The following is a 20,357-nucleotide window of genomic DNA, read 5'->3' on the forward strand; positions in this document are numbered from 1 at the left end:
TGTAGCGACGGATTCGTGCGGGCTCAACATGCACGGCCCTCAGCGCCGATATAGTCAACATGAATGTCAACATCTAATTTCTTTTTGACTTTTATTTTGACGCGCTAACCTGAGTTCCAATGTCAACAACACATCTGACAACGGGCTTCTATGAACTCAGAGTTCGACCTCGTCGTGCGCAACGCACAAGTCGCGACGGCAAGCGATACATTTCTGACCGACATCGGGGTACGCGAAGGCCGCATCGCTCAGATGGGGCTAGCTCTTGCCTCTGGCAGACGTGAAATCGACGCGCTGGGCCGCGTCACGACGCCCGGCGGGATCGACGCCCATTGCCACCTCGACCAGCCGATCGCGCCGCCCGCCCGCATGACCGACGACTTCGAATCGGGCACACGCTCCGCGGCATGCGGCGGGACCACCACGATCATCCCGTTCGCCGCGCAGCACAAAGGCGCGACGCTGCGCGCGGCCGTGGAGGACTATCACCGGCGGGCGAACGGGCGTGCGTGCATCGACTATGGTTTTCATCTGATCGTGTCGGACCCGACGCCGGACATCATCGCGAATGAACTGCCGCAACTCATCGCCGAGGGCTATACGTCGTTCAAGATCTACATGACGTACGACGATCTGAAGCTCGACGACGGCCAGATCCTGCGTCTGCTTGCCCTCGCCCGCGCACATGGCGCAATGGCGATGATTCACGCCGAAAACAGCGACTGCATCGCCTGGCTCACGCAAAGCCTGCTCGACGCGGGACTCACCGCGCCGCGCTATCACGCGGCGTCGCGGCCGATGCTCGTCGAGCGGGAAGCGACGCATCGCGCGATCAGCCTGGCCGAACTCGTCAACGTTCCGATGCTGCTCGTGCACGTATCCGCGCGGGAAGCCGTCGAGCAGATTCAGTGGGCGCGCAACCGTGGCCTCAAGGTGTTGTCCGAGACCTGTCCGCAATATCTCTTTCTGACCGCCGAGGATCTCGGCATCGACGACAGCTATGAAGGCGCGCGTTGCGTATGCAGTCCACCGCCGCGCGACACCGCGAGTCAGCAGGCCATCTGGGCAGCGCTCGCGGACGGCACCTTCACGATTTTCTCGTCGGACCACGCGCCGTTTTCCTTCGACGGCCCGCACGGCAAAAAGCCCGACGGAGAGGAGGTGGCGTTCCCGCACATTCCCAACGGGATTCCGGGTATCGAGACGCGTCTGCCGCTGCTGTATTCAGAGGGCGTGATGACGGGGCGCATTTCCGTCAACCGCTTCGTCGAGCTGACCGCGACGAATCCGGCAAAGACCTATGGCCTGCATCCTCGCAAAGGCACGATCGCGATTGGCTCGGACGCCGACTTCGTGATCTGGAACGAGCGACCCGACGACCCCGTCGCGCTCACCAACGCGATGCTGCATCACGCGGTGGATTACACGCCGTACGAAGGCCGCTCGCTCGCGGCGTGGCCGGCTTACACGGTGGCCGGCGGTGAGATTGTGTGGGACGGCGAGCGCTTTCTCGGAACGCCCGGACGCGGACGCTTTCTCGCGCGCGGGCTGCCGACCATCGTCCCAGGCAGGCCCGCGGAACGCGCGGCGCGCTGATTTTCAAGTCTCCAACGCCATTCGTCTCACTCTTCACGCAAGGAGCGTGTCATGTCGCAATCGTACGAAGCAGCCCGCGCGTCAGCATCGGCGCGAGCGGGTTCCCTCGGGTTCGGACGGCTCATCGCGGCCGCCGCCGCAATCGGCATCGCCGCGGGCGCGATGCCTGTGCATGCGCAAGGCAACAACGCGGTCCTCGTCGTGGCCGGTCCGCGCACGCCGGAATCGCTCGATCAGGAGTACCCGCCAACTGAGGCAGGCCACGAAGCGCGCCGCAACATCTACGAACGGCTGCTTTCGTACGAGACGAAGCCTGGCGAGAACGGCGTCACGGTGGAGGATTTCAGCAAGTTCCGCGGCGCGCTCGCAGAGAGTTGGGAGACGGCGCCGGACAAGACTTCGATCACGTTCCATCTGCGCCGCGGCGTGAAAAGCTATGTGGGCAACACCCTTACCGCCGACGACGTCATGTGGACTTTCGAGCGCGGCTGGAACCTCAAGGCGACGTTCCGCTGGTACATGACGCAGGTGCTCAAGATCAGCGACTTCAAGGCCGCGTTCCAGAAGATCGACGATCAAACGGTCAAGGTCACGCTGCCGAAGCCGTCGCCGCTGATCGAGCGCATCTGGGTGAATAACGATCTCGGGATCATCGATTCCGTCGAGATCAAGAAACACGTCACCTCCGACGATCCGTGGGGTTCACGCTGGCTCGCGAGCCATTCGGCATCTTTCGCGCCGTATCAGGTCACCAAGTACGCGCCGGGCCAGGAAGTCGTCTACGACGGGAACAAGAACTACTATCGCGGCGCGCCGAAGCTCACGCGCATCATGTTCCGCGAAATGCCGACGTCCGCGAACCGCCTTGCCGCGCTGCAGGCGGGCGCGGTCGATGTCGCGGAATGGCTCGCGCCGCGCGAGCAGGCCACGCTCGAGAAGATGCCCGGTGTCAAGGTCTGGAAGGTGTACGGCAACTACATCCAGCGTGTCGAGATGAACAACAGCACCGCGCCGTTCAACAACGAGAAGGTGCGTCAGGCGCTCAACTACGCGGTGCCGCGCGAGCAGATCCTGAAGTCGGTGTTCTACGGCACGGCGCGGCCGACGAAAAGCCCGGTGTCGGAGATCTATCCGGCCTATACCGACCAGTACTATCACTACACCGAAAACCTCGATAAAGCACGTGCGCTGCTGAAGGAAGCCGGTTACGGAAAGGGCTTCAAGACGCAGCTCGGCTACCCGACCGGCGACCAGACCGAGGAAGAGCTCGCCATCATCCTGAAGACCGCGTTCTCGAAGATCGGCGTGGATGTCGAGTTGCAGAAGCTGCCGGCATCGACGCTCGTCGAGCGTTATTCAAAGGGCACGATCCCGATGTACTTCTTCCGCGACATGGCGATCGTCCCGGACGCCGCCTACGTGTCGAACCTCTGGCTCAATAGCGCATCGCTCATCAACTACTCGCATTACAAGAATGCCGAAGTCGATTCGCTTATCAACGAAAGTCTTTCCATCACCGACGAAGCGAAGCGCACGACTTCGATGCATCGCGTTCAGGAACTCGTGATGAACGAAGCGCCGTGGGTGTTCCTGATCAACCCAGGCTATCAGCTCGCCACGCGCGCGAACGTCAAGGGCTATAGCTGGAACACGACCAACGGCAACACCTGGTACGACTTCTCCAAGAACTGAGCAGAACCGGCGCGTGCACACCGGCGTCGTCGGGCGTGCGCGCGGTTCACCCTTTTTCGAGGACCAGCGCGATGTCTCTTTTCATTGCATGGCGATCCGTTCCACGCCCGTTGCGCATCGTCATCGCGCGGATCGGCATACTCGTTCCGCAGATGTTCGGCGTGATGTTCGCGACGTTTCTGCTGATTCGACTACTCCCCGGCGATCCCGCCCTGCTGATGCTCGGCAACATGGCGACGCCCGAAGCCATCGCTTCGTTGCGCGAGCGGCTGCATCTGAACGGCAGCGTCTGGTCTCAGTTCGGCGGCTATGTGTCGGCGCTGATGCACGGCGATCTCGGCACCTCGATGTTCACGTCGAATCCCGTGACCGTCGACCTGCTGCAACGCGTGCCCGCGACGCTCGAACTCATCGTGTACTCGATGATCCTCACCGTGGTGCTTGGCGTCGGCATCGCGGTGACATCGGCGGTGCGTCCCGGCGGCGTCGTCGATCGCGCGAGCCGCGTGTATGGGCTCGCTGCGGGCGCCATCCCCGATTTCTGGGTCGGCCTGCTGCTGATCTACACCCTCTTTCATCTCGCCGGCATTGCACCTGCACCGTTCGGACGCGTCGATTCGTTCGTCACGCCGCCGCCGACGGTCACGGGCTTCTACACCATCGACAGCGTGATCGCCGGCGACTGGGAAGCATGGCGCTCGTCGGTATCGCATCTGTGGCTGCCGGTGCTCACGCTCACCATCGTCAACATGGGCGGCCTGATGAAGCTGACGCGCGCCACGTTCGAGGGCCTCTACAAGAGCGAGTTCATCCGTCACGGACGCGCATCCGGTCTTTCCGAGCGTACGCTCGTGCTCAGTGCATTGCGCAACAGCCTGCCCCCTATCATCACGATGATCGGCTTTCTATTCGGCTTCCTGCTGGGCGCGGCGGTGCTGGTGGAGACGATCTTCGCGTGGGGCGGCCTCGGCCAGTACGCGGTCCAGGCGGTGATGAACAGCGACTATCCCGCGCTGCAGGGCTTCGTGCTCGTGGCCGCCGCGTTCATCCTGCTCGTTTATACCGCCGTGGACGTGCTCTACGGCCTCGCCGACCCGAGGATCGAGATATGAAACCGCTCTTTTCCCTGCGTGGCCGCGCGAATGCAGCGCTCGTCATCGGGCTCGCGCTGCTCGCGCTGCAGATCGTGCTGATCGTCTTCGCGCCCGTCATCGCGCCGCACTCGCCGATCGACGCCGACCCGTCCAACATCCTGAAGCCGCCATCGTGGCACTACTGGTTCGGCACGGACGTGTCGGGCATGGACATCCTTTCGCGCGTCATCTATGCGACGCGCATCAATCTGCTCATCAGCGTCACGGCGGTGGCCATCGCCTTCGCGATCGGCGTGCCTATCGGGCTTTTCATCGGCTATTACCGAAACCTGCTGAGCACGCTCGTGATGCGCGTGTTCGACTTCATCCAGTCGTTCCCGGTTTTCGTCATCGGCATGGCGCTCGTGTCCGTCATGGGTCAGGAAATCTGGAACGTCGCGATCGTGCTGGCCGTCCTTTTCATACCGATGTTCGCGCGCCTGATCCGGGCGGAAGTGCTGTCGTTGCGCGACCGGCCCTTCATCAGCGCGGCGGTGTGCAGCGGCGCCACCGATAAGGCCATCATGTTCCGCCACATCCTGCCCAATGCCATCACGCCCGCCATCGTGCAGATTTCCATCAGCATCGGCATGGCCATTCTGCTGACGGCAGGGCTCTCGTTTGTCGGCGCGGGTGTGCGCATGCCGACGCCCGAGTGGGGCCTCATGGTCGCCAACGGCGCGCAGCAGATGATTCTCGGCGTCTGGTGGGCAGCGCTCTTTCCGGGCCTCGCCATCATCGTCTCGGTGCTGACCTTCGCGATTCTCGGCGATGCAGTCAAGCGTCTCTCCGATCCCGTCACGCGAGGCAAGTCATGAGCAGCGCGCCTTCATCTCCATTGCTCGAAGTGCACGACCTCTGCGTCGCCTTTGACGACGCGCCGTCGCGGCGCGTGCTCGACGGGGTGAGCTTCGCGCTGCGCAAGGGCGAAATACTCGGCATCGTCGGCGAAACCGGCGCGGGCAAATCGGTGCTGGCGCGTTCCATCATCGACCTGTTGCCGGAAGGCGGCCGTGTCGTTGGCGGCCGGATCGTGCTCGATGGCAAGTCCGTGCTGGACATGTCCGCGCGTGAAAAGCGCGGATATCGCGGCGGTGAAGTCGCGCTGATCGGCACGAACGCGAAGATGCTGCTGGATCCAGTCGAGACGGTCGGTGCGCAGATCGTACGCGTGCTGCGCGTCCACAAGCGCATCGGCCGGAAGGCGGCGTGGCGCGAAGCCATCGAGCTATTCCGGCAAGTGGGCATCGTCAATCCTGAAGCGCGAGCCCACGCGTATCCTCACGAACTTTCGGGCGGCATGGCGCAGCGCGTGGTGATTGCGATGGCACTGATCGCGCAGCCAAGGGTTCTCCTCGCCGACGACGCGACGCTCGGGCTCGACGCGACCATCCAATTGCAGGTGCTCGACCTGCTCGCGAGCAAGGCGCGCGAACTGGGTCTCAGCGTCGTGATGGTGACGCACGACTTGGGCATCGTTGCGAACTATTGCGACCGCGTTGCGATCATGAAGGACGGGCAACTGATCGAACTCGCGGACGTCGGCCCGTTCATTCGATCTCCTTCCCGGTCCTACAGCCGCGAATTGCTCGATGCCGCGAAAGTGCGTCCCGCGCCACGCGGCGCGCAAGCCGCCGGAGAGCAGGCGGCCCAGACGCCGCGTCCGCTCCTGGAAGTCGAGCATCTGGTCAAGACCTTCGTTTCGGATCGCAATCACGCCGTGGTGCGCGCGATCGACGACGTTTCGTTTTCCATCGGACGGGGCGAAACGCTCGCACTCGTCGGCGAAAGCGGTTCGGGCAAGACGACGACCGGGCAATGCCTTCTGCGTCTGCTCGACGCGGACTCGGGTGTCGTGCGCTTCGACGGCGTGAGCACGCTCGACATGACGCCTGGCGCGTTTCGCAGCGTGCGGCGACGGATGCAGATGGTGTTTCAGGAACCGTATGTGTCGCTGAATCCGCGCTGGCAGGTGCGCGATCTGATTGCAGAGCCGTTTGCGCTCGGCGAGAAGATGAGCCGCGCCGATCGGGAAGCGCGCATTCTGCAGTTGCTCGATCTCGTGAATCTTTCGCGGCGGCGCGCGAGCGCGTATCCGCACGATCTCACGGCGGGCGAGCAGAAGCGCGTGGGCATTGCGCGCGCACTCGCCGCGAACCCCGATTTCGTCGTCTTCGACGAATGCACGACCGCGCTCGACATCCGCGTGCGCGCACAGATCATCGACCTCGTGCGCAATCTTCAGCGCGAGATGGGCCTGTCCGCGCTTTTTATCACGCACGACCTGAACTCGGTGCGCTCGCTCGCGCACTACGTCGCGGTGATGCGGCACGGAAAGATCATCGAGACGGGCACGGCCGACACCGTGTTCGAGCGGCCCGTAGAGGATTACACGCGCAAGCTGTTGCAAGCCGAGCTTCCGATCGAGGAAGTAGCCAGAACCGTTCATCATCTCGACGTCGCAGGGGCACGACAATGAGCCAGCCGCAGAAAATCATGGTGACCGGCGCGGCCGGTCTCGTCGGACGCGTTGTGTCCCGCTTGCTGCACGCGCGCGGCGACGCGGTAATCCCGGTGGATCGCGCGGGCGGACTGCGCATCGGCGAGATGACCGTACTGGAAGGTGACTTGCGCGACGTACATCGGCTCCATGCGCTCGCGCGTCACGGAATCGACGCGGTCATTCATTGCGGCGCATTCTCGGGACCGATGGTTGCCCGCGACGATCCCATCGCCATGTTCGATGTCAACATCGGCGGCACGGCCAACATGCTGGAGATCGCACGCATCCACGGCGCGCGGCGCTTCGTTTATTGCTCGTCGACGAGCGCTTACGGCGACACGCCGCCCGGCCCCGTGAAGGAGGACGTGCCGATGACGCCGGCGAGTCTCTATGGTGCGAGCAAGGTCTGCGGCGAGCAGCTGGTCAGCGCCTACGCGAGACAATACGGCGTGGACGGCGTGAGTCTGCGCCTGTCGTGGGTCTACGGTCCGCATCGCACCACCGACTGCATGATTCGCCGCATGCTGACCGACGCAATGCGCGCGCAGCCGACGCGCGTGCCGTTCGGTGCAGATTTTCATCGCCAGTACATCCATGTCGACGACGCCGCCGCCGCTCTGCTCGCGGCCCTCGACGCGCCCGTGCTTCGCCGGCGCGTCTACAACATCACGGGCGGCATCCGGCTCACGCTGGGCGAGGTCGCCGACGTCGTGCGCCGTGTGATGCCCGACGCCGATATCGAGCTCGAACGCGGGCCCGATCCGCTCGACGAGCTTCAGGAGCAGTTCGACATCTCGGCCGCAGCCACTGATCTGGGTTTTCGCCCGCGCCACGACATCGAGTCCGGCATTCGGGCTTATGCGCAATGGCTTGCCGAAGCAGTCGCCCGCTGACGCGGCGCCGGTTTCTTATTGACAGGAGTGTTCATGGAATCGTTTTCGCTGGAGGGTCGTACCGCGCTCGTGACGGGCGGCAACAGCGGCATCGGCCGTGCAATCGTGCGGCTGTTCGCGGCACATGGCGCGAGCATCGGCATTTCGCATATCGGCGATGCAGCCGGCGCTCAAACGCTCGCCGATGAACTCGGCGCCAACGGCACGCGTGTTGCGACGACCGAATGCGACGTGACGGATGCGGCGTCCGTCGCGCGCCTCGGCGCATGGGGACGCGAAAGACTCGGCGCCGTCGATATTCTCGTGAACGCGGCCGGCATCAGTGGCGAGACATCCTTCGTCGACCTGTCCATCGACGAATGGGACCGCATGATGGCAGTGAACCTGCGCGGCACCTTCCTCGTGACCAAGCAGTTTTTCGCCGACATGATCGCGCGCAAGTATGGGCGCGTCATCAACATTGCATCGCAGCTCGCCTACAAGGGCACGCACGACATGGCGCACTACTGCGCATCGAAGGCGGGCGTCGTCGGGTTCACGCGCGCACTGTCTTATGAAGGCGCACCGCACGGCGTAACCGTCAACGCCATCGCGCCGGGGCCGGTCGAAACCGCAATGCTGGCAAGCTTCACGGACGCCTGGCGCGCAATGAAGTTCTCGCAGCTTCCCGCCGGCCGTTTCGGTGAAAGCGACGAAATCGCGCCAACGGCGCTGCTGCTCGCGTCCGAGACGGGCGGCGCGTATTTCATCGGCCAGACGCTCTCGCCCAACGGCGGCGACGTGATGCTTTGACGACTCATTCGACTCAACGGGAGCGACGTATGGAACTGGAGCGCGACTTTATCGGCTATGGCGCAACGCCGCCCAACCCGCGATGGCCGGGCAAGGCCCGCATCGCGATCAACTTCGTGATGAACTACGAGGAAGGCTCCGAGCCTTCCATTGGCGATGGCGAAAGTGCGACCGAGACGTGGTTCACCGAATCGCACGGGTTGAATTCGGGCGTGCGCGGCCGCGATCTCGCCGCGGAAGGTCTCTTTGAATACGGCAGCCGCGTCGGCTTCTGGCGCCTGATGCGGCTTTTCGAAGAGCGCGGCCTGCCGCTTACCGTCTACGGCTGCGCGCTCGCGCTGGAGCGCAATCCGAAAGCCGCCGAAGCGATCCGCCAGGCACACCACGACGTATGCAGCCACGGCTGGCGATGGATCAAGCATTACGAACTCGACGAAGCCACCGAACGCGAGCATATTCGCCGCGCGATCGAGTCGCTGACTCGCACCACAGGCGAACGCCCTTATGGCTGGTACTGCCGTTATTCGCCGTCCGTGAACACCCGCCGGCTGCTCGCCGAGGAAGGTGGTTTCCTTTACGATTCCGACTACTACGGCGATGAACTGCCGTTCTGGAGGGTCGTCGGGAATCGTCCGCATTTGGTGATACCCTACTCGCTCACCACGAACGACGGACAGTACGCGAGTTCGGTCGGAACCGGCAGTCAGTGGTTCGAATTCATGCGCGATACTTTCGACATGCTGTATCGGGAAGGCGCGACGCAGCCGAAGATGATGTCGGTCGGACTGCACATGCGTCTGATCGGTCATCCGGCGCGCGCCGCCGGGCTCGAGCGATTCCTCGATCACGTGATGAAGCACGAAGACGTATGGGTGACGCGGCGTATCGACATCGCGCGTCACTGGATTGCGGAGCATCCGCTCATTGCGTAACACCGACCAGCGCTCGTGGACGTCAATTCAACGGCATGTCGACCTCGACATGCGCTATTTCTCGAAGTGCAGCACATGCTAAAAACAGTCGGCGAAAAGCAGACAGGCAGACCCCGCAAGATGCGCGAGGGCGACAATACCAGCGAAGAGATTTACGAGCAGATATACGTTGCGCTGCTCGAACACCGTTTGTTGCCCGGCACGAAACTCGCCGAAGAGCGGCTTGCAAGCATCTTCGGCGTGAATCGCGCGCGCGTGCGCGACGCCCTCAGCCGTCTCGCCTATGAGCAGATCGTCGAGGTCTATCCGAAGAAAGGCTGGTTCGTCGCGAAGCCGTCGGTCGATCAGGCGCGAGACGTGTTCGAGGCGCGCAGGGTCATCGAACCGGCCGTCATACGTCGGCTTACGCGGGCCGCCACGCCTGACAAGCTCGCGCAACTGCGCAACCACTTAGGCCTCGAAATGGATGCCCGCGAGCGCGCCGACAAGCGCGCGGTCATTCGGCTCTCCGGGGAATTCCACAACCTGGTCGCGACGTTATCAGGCAATTCCGCCTTCACGCGCAGCATGCGTGAGCTGACGACGCTTACGTGCCTGGTGATCCTGCTCTACGACGCACCGATAAGCGCGAGTTGCCGGGCTGACGAGCATGCCGCCGTCGTGGACGCGATCGCGGAGGGCGAAGGCGAACGGGCGGTCGAACTCATGCTTCATCACCTCGACCACATCGAAAGCTCGCTGAATCTCGATGTCGTCCAAGAAGAGGTCGACCTCGAGGAGATATTCAGGCGGCGCGATTGAGGCCCTCGCCGCGGTCGGCCGCCGATATTCAGGTCTGGCCCAGGCGTGCCGCATCTGCGGAGCTAGCCTCCCTCCCTGTCTTTCACCGAGCGATCGCGGCCAGCGCGATACATCAAACCCACTTCGCGGACTGGCGTCATCGTCTGACCGACCATTACCGAGGCGGTTCTGGATCATCATTAGACTGTCCATGGACAGCGGGACATTGGCGCGATACCGTCTCCGTCGAACAGGTGAGGCGAAGCGTCAATTCCGAGACACCACGCGGCGGCGAAGGCGCAGGGCGCTACCATCGTGTTGCCGGGGACGGTCTACAACTTCGGCCCGGACGCGTTTCCATTTATCGACGAAGACGCGCCGCAGCATCCCGTCACGCGCAAAGGCGCGATTCGCGTGGAAATGGAAAAGCGTCTGCAACGCGCGAGCAAGGAAGGTGCGCGTGTGCTGATCGTGCGCGCAGGCGATTTTTTCGGGCCGAAGGCGGGCAATAACTGGCTCGCGCAAGGACTCGCGAAGCCTGGAAAGGCGGTCACGAAGATCACGAACCCCGGTGCGCGCGGCATCGGGCATCAATGGGCGTGTCTGCCCGATGTAGCTCGCACGATGGTTGAACTGCTTGCGCACCACCATTCGCTCGATGCGTTCGCGCGCTTTCACATGAGCGGTCATTGGGACGGGGACGGCACCGGCTTTGCCGACGCGATCCGTCGTGTAGTAGCGCGCCGCACAGGGCGCGCGCCCGCTGTCGTCGGCTTTCCGTGGTGGCTGCTCGCGCTTGCCGCGCCGTTCAATGTCACATTCAGGGAGCTTCAGGAAATGCGCTATCTATGGACGACGCCTGTGCATCTGAATAACGCGCGGCTCGTCCAGACGCTCGGACACGAGCCGCATACGCCGCTGGACGTGGCCGTCGAAAAGACGCTCATCGGCCTCGGATGTCTCACGCCTGATGTTCGAGCTTCGATATCGAGCCACGCTTCGTAAAGCGAGCGGCCGTTCAGATCCCTGCGGTACGCGAACCTGCCGTCCGGCTAAGCTTCATTCTCGAGATGCGCCGCGACAAGTGCATGAGCCTTACAGATATGGCCCTCGTCTACCCGCTCGTGCCTCGATACAAAGATGGCGGCGTTGCGGCATCGCGTTCACACCGGCGTCACGTCCGATGATTCGCCGCCCAAGAAGTTGAGCACGCAGACGCGGTCTTCGCCTGCCGCGATATCCGCCAGCGGCTGAATGCCGACGCAGTATTCGAAAGGACTATTGCCTTGCTTGTGCATGTTCGATCTCCTCAAGCCGATGCCGTATGCGATTGCGCGTCGCGCGCGCCGATGCGCGCCGCAACCTGCGCGCGTCCGCCCGATTGCATCCATGTATCGGCACGGCGCGCGTACTGGATCACCTCGCTGATGTCGGAGTCGAAGCCAAAAAGGCGATACGGCAGGCCGAGCGAATCGCACGTGTCGCGCAGCGCGGACATGCCGCGCACGAGGTTTGGGCCGCCGCGTCCGAGCACGAGATGGAGCGGCGTCGATCCGTGCTCGCTGAAGTGCTCGCGCAGCGCATTGGCCATCGCGCAGGGTTTCAAAGATGTCGGTGTTGTTGGACTTGCCGCCGATGATGAACAGCACATTCGACTGCTTCAGCCAATAGGCGCCGATGACTCTTGACGGCAGCCCTGAACGGACGTGCACCGTATGCCGGGAAACGCTGTGCTGCGCTTCGTGCCTGTCTCCGACGCGTTCTCTTTTATGAACGTCTTGAGACGAGATACTTGCGCAAGAAGGCTGAAACCAGAGGTGCAATTTTTCGAAGCATTGATGTGCAAACGTTACCAATGCCAAAAGAGGCGGCGACTAGACGACGCGTTGCACGCCGGTAGCGCCGCCTGATTCTGGAGCTCAGAGATGAACGCCCGTCATGACTGATGGCCGCGATGAAACGATCCGTTAGAACGTCCCCGGAAACGAGCCCCCATCCATCAGGATGTTTTGACCGGTCAAGTAGCCCGCGTGTCCGCTGCACAGGAAAGCGCACATCGCGCCGAACTCCTGCGCCGTGCCGAATCTGCCTACCGGTATTGCCTGACGCTTCGCTTCGAGCACAGCGTCATACGCCTTGCCCTGCGCGGTAGCGGCCGCGTGGGTGGACTGCTTCAGGCGGTCGGTATCGAACAAGCCCGGCAGCAGATTGTTGATGGTCACGTTATGCTCCGCGATCCGTTTCTGCCGGGCCAGACCCGCGACGAAGCCGGTCAGGCCGGAACGCGCGCCGTTGGACAGCCCGAGCACATCGATGGGCGCCTTCACCGCACCCGACGTGATGTTGACGATCCGGCCGAAGCCGCGCTCGGCCATCGCATCCACGGTGGCGCGTATCAGTTCGACGGCCGTCAGCATGTTCGCATCCAGCGCCGCGATCCAGTCGTCTCGGGTCCAGTCGCGAAAGTCGCCGGGCGGCGGCCCGCCCGCATTGTTGATCAGGATGTCGAAGCGGGGCGCCGCGCTCAGTGCCCGCTCCCGACCGGCGCTCGTCGTGATGTCGCCCGCCACGGCGATCACCTGAACGCGGGGATTCAGTTGCCGAAGCCCGGCTGCCGTCGATTCGAGCGCGTCTGCGCCGCGCGCCGTCACCACGACGTTGACGCCTTCAGCGACCAGCGCTTCGGCGCAGCCCTTCCCCAACCCCTTGCTCGCGGCGCAAACGAGCGCCCACTTACCCTCGATTTGCAGATCCATTGTGCGTCCAACCTCCAGTCAAATGACAGATTCTTCTCGTTGAGTCATGGCCCCGCCCGTGCGCGCGCGGAAAGCCTTTGCAACACGCGGCTCGTGAAAGTTGTGCGGCCCGATCTCACCGATCGACCGGACGCCTGTCAGTGCCATCGTCACGTCGAGTTCGTTCCGCACAATCTCGAGCATGCGCGCGACGCCGGGTTCGCCCATCGCGCCGAGGGCATACATGAAGGCTCGGCCGACCATCGTGCCCTTCGCGCCCAACGCGAGCGCTTTCATCACATCCTGGCCCGTGCGGATGCCGCCATCGACCCACACTTCAGTGGCGTCGCCCACGGTGTCCACCACGGCAGGCAAGGCCTCGACCGTCGACGGCGCGCCGTCGAGCTGCCGTCCGCCATGATTGCTGACGACGATGGCATCGGCGCCCAGCGAAGCCGCCATGCGCGCATCCTCGGCGCACATGATGCCCTTGAGCACCAGCTTGCCGGGCCAGAGACTGCGGATATGCGCGATGTCGTCCCAGTCGAGGCTCGGATCGAATTGCGATGCGACCCACTTGCTGATCGCGATCACATCGTCACCGCCCTTGATGAAGCCGGCGAGATTGCCGAAGTTGCGTCGGCCCGACGCCGCGCGCATCACCCAGCCCGGCTTGCGCACAAAATCAAGCAGATTCGCCGCCGTCAGGCGAGGCGGCACGGTCATGCCGTTCTTGAGATCCTTGTGACGCTGCCCGTTGATCTGCAGATCGAGCGTGACCACAAGCGCCGAACAACCGGCGGCCTTCGCGCGCTCGATCAGCGACTGGTTGAAGCCCCGGTCGCGCATGACGTAGAGCTGAAACCAGAACGGCGCTTTCGTATGAGCCGCAACATCCTCGATCGAACAGATGCTCACGGTCGAGAGCGTGAACGGCACGCCGAAGCGCTCGGCCGCGCGCGCACCCAGAATCTCGCCGTTGGCCCATTGCATGCCGGTCAGTCCGGTCGGTGCGATGGCCACGGGCATTGCGACCCGCTGACCGAGCATCGTGCTTGCGGTGCTGCGCCCTTCCACGTTCACGCCCACGCGTTGCTTGAGCGTGAGTCGCGCGAACGCGCGACCGTTCTCGCGATAAGTCGATTCCGTGTACGAACCACTATCGACATAATCGTAAAACGCCTTGGGCACCCGCTTTTTTGCCATGACGCGAAGGTCTTCGACACACGTTACTGTTCGCATTGAAACTCGAGCTCCGACAAAGATCTTTTCGAAAGGCACGCAGGCCGGTATGGCATCCGAATCAGGAAAGCGCGCCGACGGCCGTTTCCCCGACGTCTTCCGACACCGCGACAGGCCGATGCACGAGCAGCAGATACGCCACCGCCGAGAGCAGCGCGATGACCGCGCTCACGATCAGCGAGGCGACGAACGAATGCGTCCGGTCCACGACGATGCCGGTGACGATCGGCGCGGCCGAGCCGGCCAGGAATCCGCCGAAGTTCTGGATGCCGCCGAGCGAGGCCACTGCCTGACGCGGCGCGGCGATCGAGATCAGCGACCACGCACCGCCCGATGCCAGATTGATGAAGAACATCGCGCCCGAGATGTAGATCACGGCGAGCGTGGTGGACGGCGTCAGCGCCGCCGGAACGGTGAACGCGGCCGCGCCCACGAGACCGATGCAGATCGGCCACTTGCGGCTCGCGATCGCCTGCAAGCCTCCGCGGTACAGGCGGTCTGCCGTGAAGCCGCTGCTCAGCATGCCGAGCGTGCCGAAGACATAGGGAATCGAGACGACCCAGCCCGCCTTCGCGATACTTAGGCCGCGTTCGTGTTCGAGATACGCCGGCAGCCATGTGAGGTAGAGCCACACGGTATAGATCACGCCCATGAAGCCGAAGAAGATGCCCCACGTCGTCTTCTGCCGGAACAGGCTGCGCCATTGCGCGCCGCTGAGCGGCTTGCTGTTCTCGTCTTCGTGCGAGTCCTGGTTCAGATAGGCGGTTTCCTCGGCCGCGAGCTTCACTTCGTCGCGATTGCGATAGGCGACATACCAGCCGATCGCCACGATGACGCCGAACACGCCCGTCGCGAAGAACATGTTGCGCCAGCCGAGCGCGAGCATCATGGCGGTGAGGATCGGCGGCGCTATCGCCGGGCCTACGGTCGTCGACGCGACGAAGATGCCGGTCGGCGTGCCGCGGTCGCGCACCGCGAACCACTCGCCGATGACCTTCGCGCCGGCCGGAAACTGCGGCGCCTCGCCGATGCCGAGACACACGCGCGCCAGGAAGAACTGCTGTATATTGCCGACGAGCCCGCAGCAGGCCTGTGCAACCGACCACAGGATCATGCCCCAGCCCAGCATCACGCGCGCGCCGAAACGGTCGAGCATCGCGCCGACCGGCAGTTGCGCGAATGCATAGGCGAGCGAGAAGGCGCACAGCAGCAGGCCCATCTGCGACGCGCTCAGGCCCATCTCGCCGCGAATCACGCTATTCGCGATGGAAAGCGCACTGCGATCCAGATAGTTGATGCTGCCGGCGAGGGTCAGAAAGAAGATGGAAATGCGCTGGATCCGTACGATCCGTTTGCTCTTGTTCATGCGGTGTCTCCGTCCGTGTCATGCGCGGACGCCTCGTTTGGCCGGGCGTCCGTCTCTTCGTCAATACGACGCTTCCAGCAAGCCGAGGTAATCCGCTTCCGATGCTTCGCGCGGATTGGTCTTATGACTGTGATCCTTGAGCGCGCCCGACACGATGCGCGGAAACATCTCGCGCGTGACGCCCAGCGCCCGAAGGCCGGTCGGCAAGCCGAGGCGTGCCGTCATGTCGCGTAGCCCCGACGAAATCTCCGTGTCCTGACGCAACCGCATGGCGCTCGCCATGCGCTCCATTTTTTCTTCGTCGCGCATGGACGGAGCGCTTCGGTTGAACTCCACGACCGCCGGCAGAAAGATGGCGTTGAGCGTGCCGTGATGCAGTCGCGGGTCGATTCCGCCGAGCGAATGGCTCAGGCTATGAACGCAGCCCAGTCCCTTCTGGAAAGCGAGTGCGCCTTCCATCGAAGCCATCATCATGTTTTCCCGCGCGGTTTGGTCGGTCGGTTCTTTCGTGGCTCGTTCGATATGCGCCCAGGCGCGCCGCAAGCCGTCCAGCGCGATGCCGTCGGCCGGCGGATTGCGCATCGGCGACATGAAGGTTTCCAGGCAGTGCGCGATCGCATCCATGCCGGTGGCGGCGGTGAGTTGCGGCGGCAGGCCGACCGTCAGGCCGGGACGCAGATTGCGACCTTCGGCACGACATGCGGCGAGATCACACCGACCTTGCGGCCGTCGTCCAGAATCAGGATGGCGCCGCGTCCGACCTCGCTGCCGGTGCCCGCCGTGGTCGGCACCGCGATCACCGGCGCCGTTTTCGCGGTGATCCGGCTCGCGCCGCCCTCGATGACGGCGAAGCTCTGAAGCGGGCCTTCGTGCGTCGCGCAGACGGCCACGCCCTTTGCAAGATCGATCGACGAGCCGCCGCCCACTGCGATGATGCCGTCGCATTCCGCTCGCCTGTACAGCGCGACCGCTTCGCGCACCGCGGCTTCGTTGGGATTCGGCGGGGTGGCGTCGTAGATCATCTCGCCGTCGGCGCGCTCCAGCACCTTCAGCACAGTGTCGAGAATGCCCGCGGCACGAATGCCCCGGTCCGTCACGATCAGCGGCCGCCGGATCGAAAGGCGTTCGCATTCGCTCTTCAGCAGGTTCACCGCGCCGAAGTCGAACTGGATCTGCGTAACGTAGTTGATGAGAGACATGATGATGACCTTCCGTTATAGTTTCCGTTACTCGACGCGCTGTCGGTTTGCGCTGCCCATCTTCCGCAAATGGTCGAGGCGCGCTGTTTTTATGCGTTCTTTCGCCGAAGTATAGAGAGAGGCGCATCGGAGCAAAATTGAGAAGTTCTCATGCTGATATAACTCTCTCTCAAGTCTCATGACACCCAATGTCAATTCCATCGCCTCGCGCCTTCACGTCAGGCAACTCAGGTTGCTCGTTGCGCTGGGCGATCACGGTTCGCTCCTGAAAGCGGCCAATCAGGTCGGCTTGACGCAACCCGGAGCGAGCAAGGCGCTTCAGGAAATCGAAACCACCCTTGGAACAGCGCTGTTCACGCGCACGCGGCGCGGGCTCGAAGCGAACGACGCGGGACATTGCGCGATCCGGTATGCGCGGCTGATCTACACCGATCTGTCGCACATGAGGGAAGAGATCGCGGGCATCCTGCGGGGACATGGCGGACGTGTCGCGGTCGGCGTCATCATGGGCGCCGTGCCTTTGCTGACCCGTGCCGTGTCCGCGCTGATCTCGCGGCAGCCTGAAATGTCTGTCGAGATCATCGAGGACGCCAGCGAGACGCTGTTGAGTCTCATCGATGCGGGACGGCTGGACCTGGCTATCTGCCGGACCTCGGTCAGCCAGCATCCGGAGATGTACGAGAGCGTCAAGCTGCAGGATGAAACGCTTGCGGTCGTGGCGAACGTGCAGCATCCGTTACGCAAGGCGAAGAAAGTGACGCTCAAGGATCTGGCCGCGTACCGTTGGGTGGTCTATCGCGCGAACATGCCCATGCGCGTGCTGCTGGAGCGCGAATTTCAGCAAGCCGCGATTCGCTTTCCGTCGAGCCTGCTGGAGACGACGTCGGCCTTCGCGACGCTAAGTCTGCTTCAAGACAATCCTTCGTTCGTGGCGCTGGTGTCCATCGACGTGGCTCAGTTCTTCGTCAGGCACGAAGCCACGCGCATTTTGCCGCTGTCGTTCACCTCGCGCAGCGAGCCGTACGAACTCGTCACCACGCGAGGCGCCCCGCTGTCGCCCGGGGCGCGGCTGCTGCGAAACGAACTGGTGGCAGGGAAGGTGGTGTTGGGGGGATAGAAGCGCTGCAGGCGCGCTGTCGCGGGGGGATGCGGTCTAATGCCGTTCCGTGGCAGTTCGTGGGTAGGATCAAGTGTCAAACACGCAACTTAGACGCTATACCAACACCACTATGGAGATTATAAGGTCAATTCCAGGCTGCAATTCGCTGCGCATTCTCCGCTCCACGCTCGTCGGCGATCGAACATGGAAGGAGGCCGTGAGCAACGCTGCTAACAAGACGTTTGTTGGTTAAGGATGGTAGATGCCTCGACGTTCGACGAAATTCCTCGGATGCCACCTAAAGGACGGAAGACATCCATTTTTCGCTCCCAGAGTCAGATTCATGCGCTTGGACTCGGGCCGATGGACCAACTACGCGTTTGGCGGCCGGACGGAGTGCTGGCTCACTTGCCAACAGATTTCTGACTGCCAAACTTCGCGTCTGCACCTTAGTTCAATATCTTCCCGCGTGTGGTTTAGCCCAGGATGTGACATGCTAATCCACAAGATGATCTCGTCTTTCTACCACCACGCTTTTGACGACCTTCGACAACGGTGCTGCTGTGGTCGCACCAACGGCGCGAACGGTCGCTCTGAACGTTATTCCAGCCCTATGGATGTCGGCTCTAAAGATTCTTCGAGGACCGCTTTTGGCCGAACTCGGAAGTCCGTCGAGAGCCGATGCGCGGCGCGATTGCCTTGAGAACGCCCGCTGCCAGAAAGTCTCGTCCTCCGCCTGCAGTCGCTGACCTGATATTACCGGTCGCGGAGACCCTGTCCGGTTGCCGACTGTCGATCATTCATCCAACGTCGAAACGAACTGAACGATCTCCGCCGCCAATGCCGCCGGCTGCTCTTCCGGAATGTAATGTCCGCTGTTCGCGATGACCCCACCTCTCACATCCACGCCCAGCGGCTTGATTCGCTCGAAGAGATCCGGCGCACTGCCCACCTCGCCGCCCAGGGCCAGCACAGGCACTTCGATCTTTCGATCCATCAGCAATCGGTTCTGCTCCATGTCCTTCAACACCGCGCGATAGTATCCGAGCATGCCACGCATGCCGCCCGGCATTGAGTAGACGCGTTCGTATTCGTCGATGTCTTCCTTCGAGAACGTCGAGACATAGTTTGCCGTCTTGCCCCGAAAGAACCATTCGATCAGAATTCGCTCGCGGTCCTGCAGCAGGGCTTCAGGAAGATCGGGAATCGGATTGAAAAGGAAGTGCCAGTTGTGCCAGTTGTCCGGACCGAGTGTGATGGTTGGGCGCAAGGTCACGCCGGGAATGTTTCCGTCGAGCAGGACGAGACCGCGCAAATCTTTTGCGAAGTGGTGAGCGTAGGGATAAGCGGCCCACGCGCCGATATCGTGACCGACATACACGTACCGCTTCTCATCCAGCGCCATCATGTCGCGTTGTAAGTTGCCGCCATGATCAGGCCTCCCTGTGCAGTCCGACAATGAGTTCGATCTCCACCGGCGCGCCATGCGGCAATGATCGGGCGGGCATTGGCTATTCGATGCGCCGCCGCGTCGAGATGGCTGACGCGGTGGAGATTACGAGATCGGCGAAGCGCTTCTCATCGCGGTCCGCGTGCCAGCGCGAACGCGCCACCGCGATGTTCACCGCGCCGATGCCGCGTCCATGCGCATTCGTGATGGCCGCCGCCGTAGAAATGTCAGACACGAAGTATTCGTCTTCCGTATGGGCGTAGCCCCGCGTGCGGATCTGCGCGATCCGCTCCCTGATCTTGCGCGGCTGATACACGGTCGAACCCGTATAGGGGACCAGGTTCGTGCGTGCGAGGATATCGTCGATCTCGCCGTCGGCCAGCGTGGCGAGAATCGCGAGTCCGGGTGCCGTGCAGTATGCCGGCAGACGCGAGCCAACGATCACATGCGCGTTGAAAACGTTGCGGCTTACGATACGCAGGACGAAGACGATGTCGGTATCGTCAAGCACGGTGAGATTGGTCGCCTCCTCGGTCTCCGAACCGAGTTGCTGGAGATAAGGCGTGGCGCGGCTAACCAGGTCGTTCGAGGTCAGATAGTGATACGTGAAGTCCAGCAGCCGCGGCGACAGTTCGTACTTGCGGCTGTCGGGATCCTTGAAGAGATAGCCGAGCGCCGCGAGCGTATAGGCAAAGCGCTGCGTCGCGCTCATGTCGAAGCCCGTCAGCGCGGCAATTTCGGAGAGCGAGAGCTGGCGCTTGCTGCCGTCGAAGGCGGTGAGCACTTTCATCGCCTTCTCGACCGACTGCACATACAGCGAAGACGCGCTCGGGTCCGCCGCCTCGCCGCGCGCCTTCGCTGCGGAGCTCTTGCGCTTGCGCGGCACTTTGGGCTCTTCGATCATCACGTTGTTCATCGTTTTCGATTGTCGACGAATTATCGCAT

Annotated in this window: 16 protein-coding genes and 3 pseudogenes; 11 read left to right on the top strand and 8 right to left on the bottom strand. The window is 62.9% G+C overall.

All coding sequences use genetic code 11. The features are described from left to right. Positions 1-150 precede the first annotated feature (150 nt). The 10 genes and pseudogenes from hydA to AWB77_RS04410 form a co-directional block, all read left to right on the top strand. The gene (gene hydA / locus AWB77_RS04365; protein WP_061133191.1) at positions 151-1,596 is read left to right on the top strand and encodes a dihydropyrimidinase; all 1,446 of its coding nucleotides are present in this window, start codon (positions 151-153) and stop codon (positions 1,594-1,596) included. 51 nt (positions 1,597-1,647) lie between these two features. Beyond that, positions 1,648-3,288, top strand: coding sequence for an ABC transporter substrate-binding protein (locus AWB77_RS04370; protein WP_061133192.1), 1,641 nt, complete (start codon positions 1,648-1,650; stop codon positions 3,286-3,288). Between the two features lie 71 nt (positions 3,289-3,359). Further along, complete coding sequence (locus AWB77_RS04375) at positions 3,360-4,400, top strand: ABC transporter permease (protein WP_061133193.1); 1,041 nt, start codon at positions 3,360-3,362, stop codon at positions 4,398-4,400. Then, positions 4,397-5,239, top strand: a complete 843-nt coding sequence (locus AWB77_RS04380; protein ID WP_061133194.1) for an ABC transporter permease — start codon at positions 4,397-4,399, stop codon at positions 5,237-5,239. Before AWB77_RS04375 ends, AWB77_RS04380 begins: the two co-directional genes overlap by 4 nt. Next, complete coding sequence (locus AWB77_RS04385; protein WP_061133195.1) at positions 5,236-6,900, top strand: ATP-binding cassette domain-containing protein; 1,665 nt, start codon at positions 5,236-5,238, stop codon at positions 6,898-6,900. The genes AWB77_RS04380 and AWB77_RS04385 overlap by 4 nt, the downstream gene beginning before the upstream one ends. After that, positions 6,897-7,817: an NAD-dependent epimerase/dehydratase family protein gene (locus tag AWB77_RS04390; protein WP_061133196.1), complete on the top strand. Its 921-nt coding sequence runs from the start codon at positions 6,897-6,899 to the stop codon at positions 7,815-7,817. Before AWB77_RS04385 ends, AWB77_RS04390 begins: the two co-directional genes overlap by 4 nt. A 33-nt stretch (positions 7,818-7,850) precedes the next feature. After that, entirely contained in the window at positions 7,851-8,609 is a 759-nt protein-coding gene (locus tag AWB77_RS04395) for an SDR family NAD(P)-dependent oxidoreductase (RefSeq protein ID WP_061133197.1), read from the top strand. 29 nt (positions 8,610-8,638) lie between these two features. Continuing rightward, positions 8,639-9,541, top strand: coding sequence for a polysaccharide deacetylase family protein (locus AWB77_RS04400; protein WP_061133198.1), 903 nt, complete (start codon positions 8,639-8,641; stop codon positions 9,539-9,541). A gap of 120 nt (positions 9,542-9,661) precedes the next feature. Further along, positions 9,662-10,342 carry a GntR family transcriptional regulator gene (locus AWB77_RS04405; RefSeq protein ID WP_061133653.1) on the top strand — a complete coding sequence of 227 codons (681 nt, stop codon included), beginning with the start codon at positions 9,662-9,664 and terminating at the stop codon, positions 10,340-10,342. Between the two features lie 264 nt (positions 10,343-10,606). After that, positions 10,607-11,326: pseudogene (locus tag AWB77_RS04410) on the top strand (Rossmann-fold NAD(P)-binding domain-containing protein); the annotation flags it as partial. A 158-nt stretch (positions 11,327-11,484) separates the two neighbouring features. Here AWB77_RS04410 and AWB77_RS37130 read toward each other — a convergent pair. The 6 genes and pseudogenes from AWB77_RS37130 to gbd all read right to left on the bottom strand — a co-directional run bounded on the left by AWB77_RS37130 (position 11,485) and on the right by gbd (position 16,863). Further along, positions 11,485-11,619 carry a hypothetical protein gene (locus AWB77_RS37130; RefSeq protein WP_279616165.1) on the bottom strand — a complete coding sequence of 45 codons (135 nt, stop codon included), beginning with the start codon at positions 11,617-11,619 and terminating at the stop codon, positions 11,485-11,487. Between the two features lie 11 nt (positions 11,620-11,630). Next, positions 11,631-11,991: pseudogene (locus tag AWB77_RS04415) on the bottom strand (ATP citrate lyase citrate-binding domain-containing protein); the annotation flags it as partial. A 297-nt stretch (positions 11,992-12,288) separates the two neighbouring features. Next, positions 12,289-13,077 carry an SDR family oxidoreductase gene (locus AWB77_RS04420; protein WP_061133200.1) on the bottom strand — a complete coding sequence of 263 codons (789 nt, stop codon included), beginning with the start codon at positions 13,075-13,077 and terminating at the stop codon, positions 12,289-12,291. A gap of 18 nt (positions 13,078-13,095) precedes the next feature. After that, the gene (locus AWB77_RS04425; protein WP_074168844.1) at positions 13,096-14,298 is read right to left on the bottom strand and encodes an alpha-hydroxy acid oxidase; all 1,203 of its coding nucleotides are present in this window, start codon (positions 14,296-14,298) and stop codon (positions 13,096-13,098) included. Positions 14,299-14,359: 61 nt separating this feature from the next. Beyond that, positions 14,360-15,664 carry an MFS transporter gene (locus tag AWB77_RS04430; protein WP_061133202.1) on the bottom strand — a complete coding sequence of 435 codons (1,305 nt, stop codon included), beginning with the start codon at positions 15,662-15,664 and terminating at the stop codon, positions 14,360-14,362. 60 nt (positions 15,665-15,724) lie between these two features. Next, positions 15,725-16,863: pseudogene (gbd, locus tag AWB77_RS04435) on the bottom strand (4-hydroxybutyrate dehydrogenase). A 178-nt stretch (positions 16,864-17,041) separates the two neighbouring features. On the opposite strand from gbd, the gene AWB77_RS04440 reads away from it, so the two are divergent. Then, positions 17,042-17,980 (top strand): LysR family transcriptional regulator, encoded by a 939-nt coding sequence (locus tag AWB77_RS04440; protein ID WP_061133203.1) that lies wholly within the window; start codon positions 17,042-17,044, stop codon positions 17,978-17,980. A 778-nt stretch (positions 17,981-18,758) separates the two neighbouring features. Here the strand turns inward: AWB77_RS04440 and AWB77_RS04445 are convergent. Both AWB77_RS04445 and AWB77_RS04450 read right to left on the bottom strand, forming a co-directional pair. Continuing rightward, positions 18,759-19,421: an alpha/beta fold hydrolase gene (locus tag AWB77_RS04445; protein WP_244158422.1), complete on the bottom strand. Its 663-nt coding sequence runs from the start codon at positions 19,419-19,421 to the stop codon at positions 18,759-18,761. Positions 19,422-19,473: 52 nt separating this feature from the next. After that, positions 19,474-20,316, bottom strand: a complete 843-nt coding sequence (locus AWB77_RS04450) for an IclR family transcriptional regulator (RefSeq protein WP_061133654.1) — start codon at positions 20,314-20,316, stop codon at positions 19,474-19,476. Positions 20,317-20,357: the final 41 nt, after the last annotated feature.

Origin of the sequence: Caballeronia fortuita (assembly GCF_001544835.2) — a bacterium.
GTDB lineage: Bacteria > Pseudomonadota > Gammaproteobacteria > Burkholderiales > Burkholderiaceae > Caballeronia > Caballeronia fortuita.

What these genes read in the sequence shown, in the direction of transcription:
- AWB77_RS04400 (WP_061133198.1), top strand. Translation starts at nt 8,639, where the DNA reads ATGGAACTGGAGCGCGACTTTATCGGCTATGGCGCAACGCCGCCCAAC.
- AWB77_RS04440 (WP_061133203.1), top strand. Translation starts at nt 17,042, where the DNA reads ATGACACCCAATGTCAATTCCATCGCCTCGCGCCTTCACGTCAGGCAA.
- AWB77_RS04370 (WP_061133192.1), top strand. Translation starts at nt 1,648, where the DNA reads ATGTCGCAATCGTACGAAGCAGCCCGCGCGTCAGCATCGGCGCGAGCG.
- AWB77_RS04375 (WP_061133193.1), top strand. Translation starts at nt 3,360, where the DNA reads ATGTCTCTTTTCATTGCATGGCGATCCGTTCCACGCCCGTTGCGCATC.
- hydA (WP_061133191.1), top strand. Translation starts at nt 151, where the DNA reads ATGAACTCAGAGTTCGACCTCGTCGTGCGCAACGCACAAGTCGCGACG.
- AWB77_RS04430 (WP_061133202.1), bottom strand. Translation starts at nt 15,664, where the DNA reads ATGAACAAGAGCAAACGGATCGTACGGATCCAGCGCATTTCCATCTTC.
- AWB77_RS04390 (WP_061133196.1), top strand. Translation starts at nt 6,897, where the DNA reads ATGAGCCAGCCGCAGAAAATCATGGTGACCGGCGCGGCCGGTCTCGTC.
- AWB77_RS04450 (WP_061133654.1), bottom strand. Translation starts at nt 20,316, where the DNA reads ATGATCGAAGAGCCCAAAGTGCCGCGCAAGCGCAAGAGCTCCGCAGCG.
- AWB77_RS04385 (WP_061133195.1), top strand. Translation starts at nt 5,236, where the DNA reads ATGAGCAGCGCGCCTTCATCTCCATTGCTCGAAGTGCACGACCTCTGC.
- AWB77_RS04380 (WP_061133194.1), top strand. Translation starts at nt 4,397, where the DNA reads ATGAAACCGCTCTTTTCCCTGCGTGGCCGCGCGAATGCAGCGCTCGTC.
- AWB77_RS04405 (WP_061133653.1), top strand. Translation starts at nt 9,662, where the DNA reads ATGCGCGAGGGCGACAATACCAGCGAAGAGATTTACGAGCAGATATAC.
- AWB77_RS04420 (WP_061133200.1), bottom strand. Translation starts at nt 13,077, where the DNA reads ATGGATCTGCAAATCGAGGGTAAGTGGGCGCTCGTTTGCGCCGCGAGC.
- AWB77_RS04395 (WP_061133197.1), top strand. Translation starts at nt 7,851, where the DNA reads ATGGAATCGTTTTCGCTGGAGGGTCGTACCGCGCTCGTGACGGGCGGC.
- AWB77_RS37130 (WP_279616165.1), bottom strand. Translation starts at nt 11,619, where the DNA reads ATGCACAAGCAAGGCAATAGTCCTTTCGAATACTGCGTCGGCATTCAG.
- AWB77_RS04425 (WP_074168844.1), bottom strand. Translation starts at nt 14,298, where the DNA reads ATGCGAACAGTAACGTGTGTCGAAGACCTTCGCGTCATGGCAAAAAAG.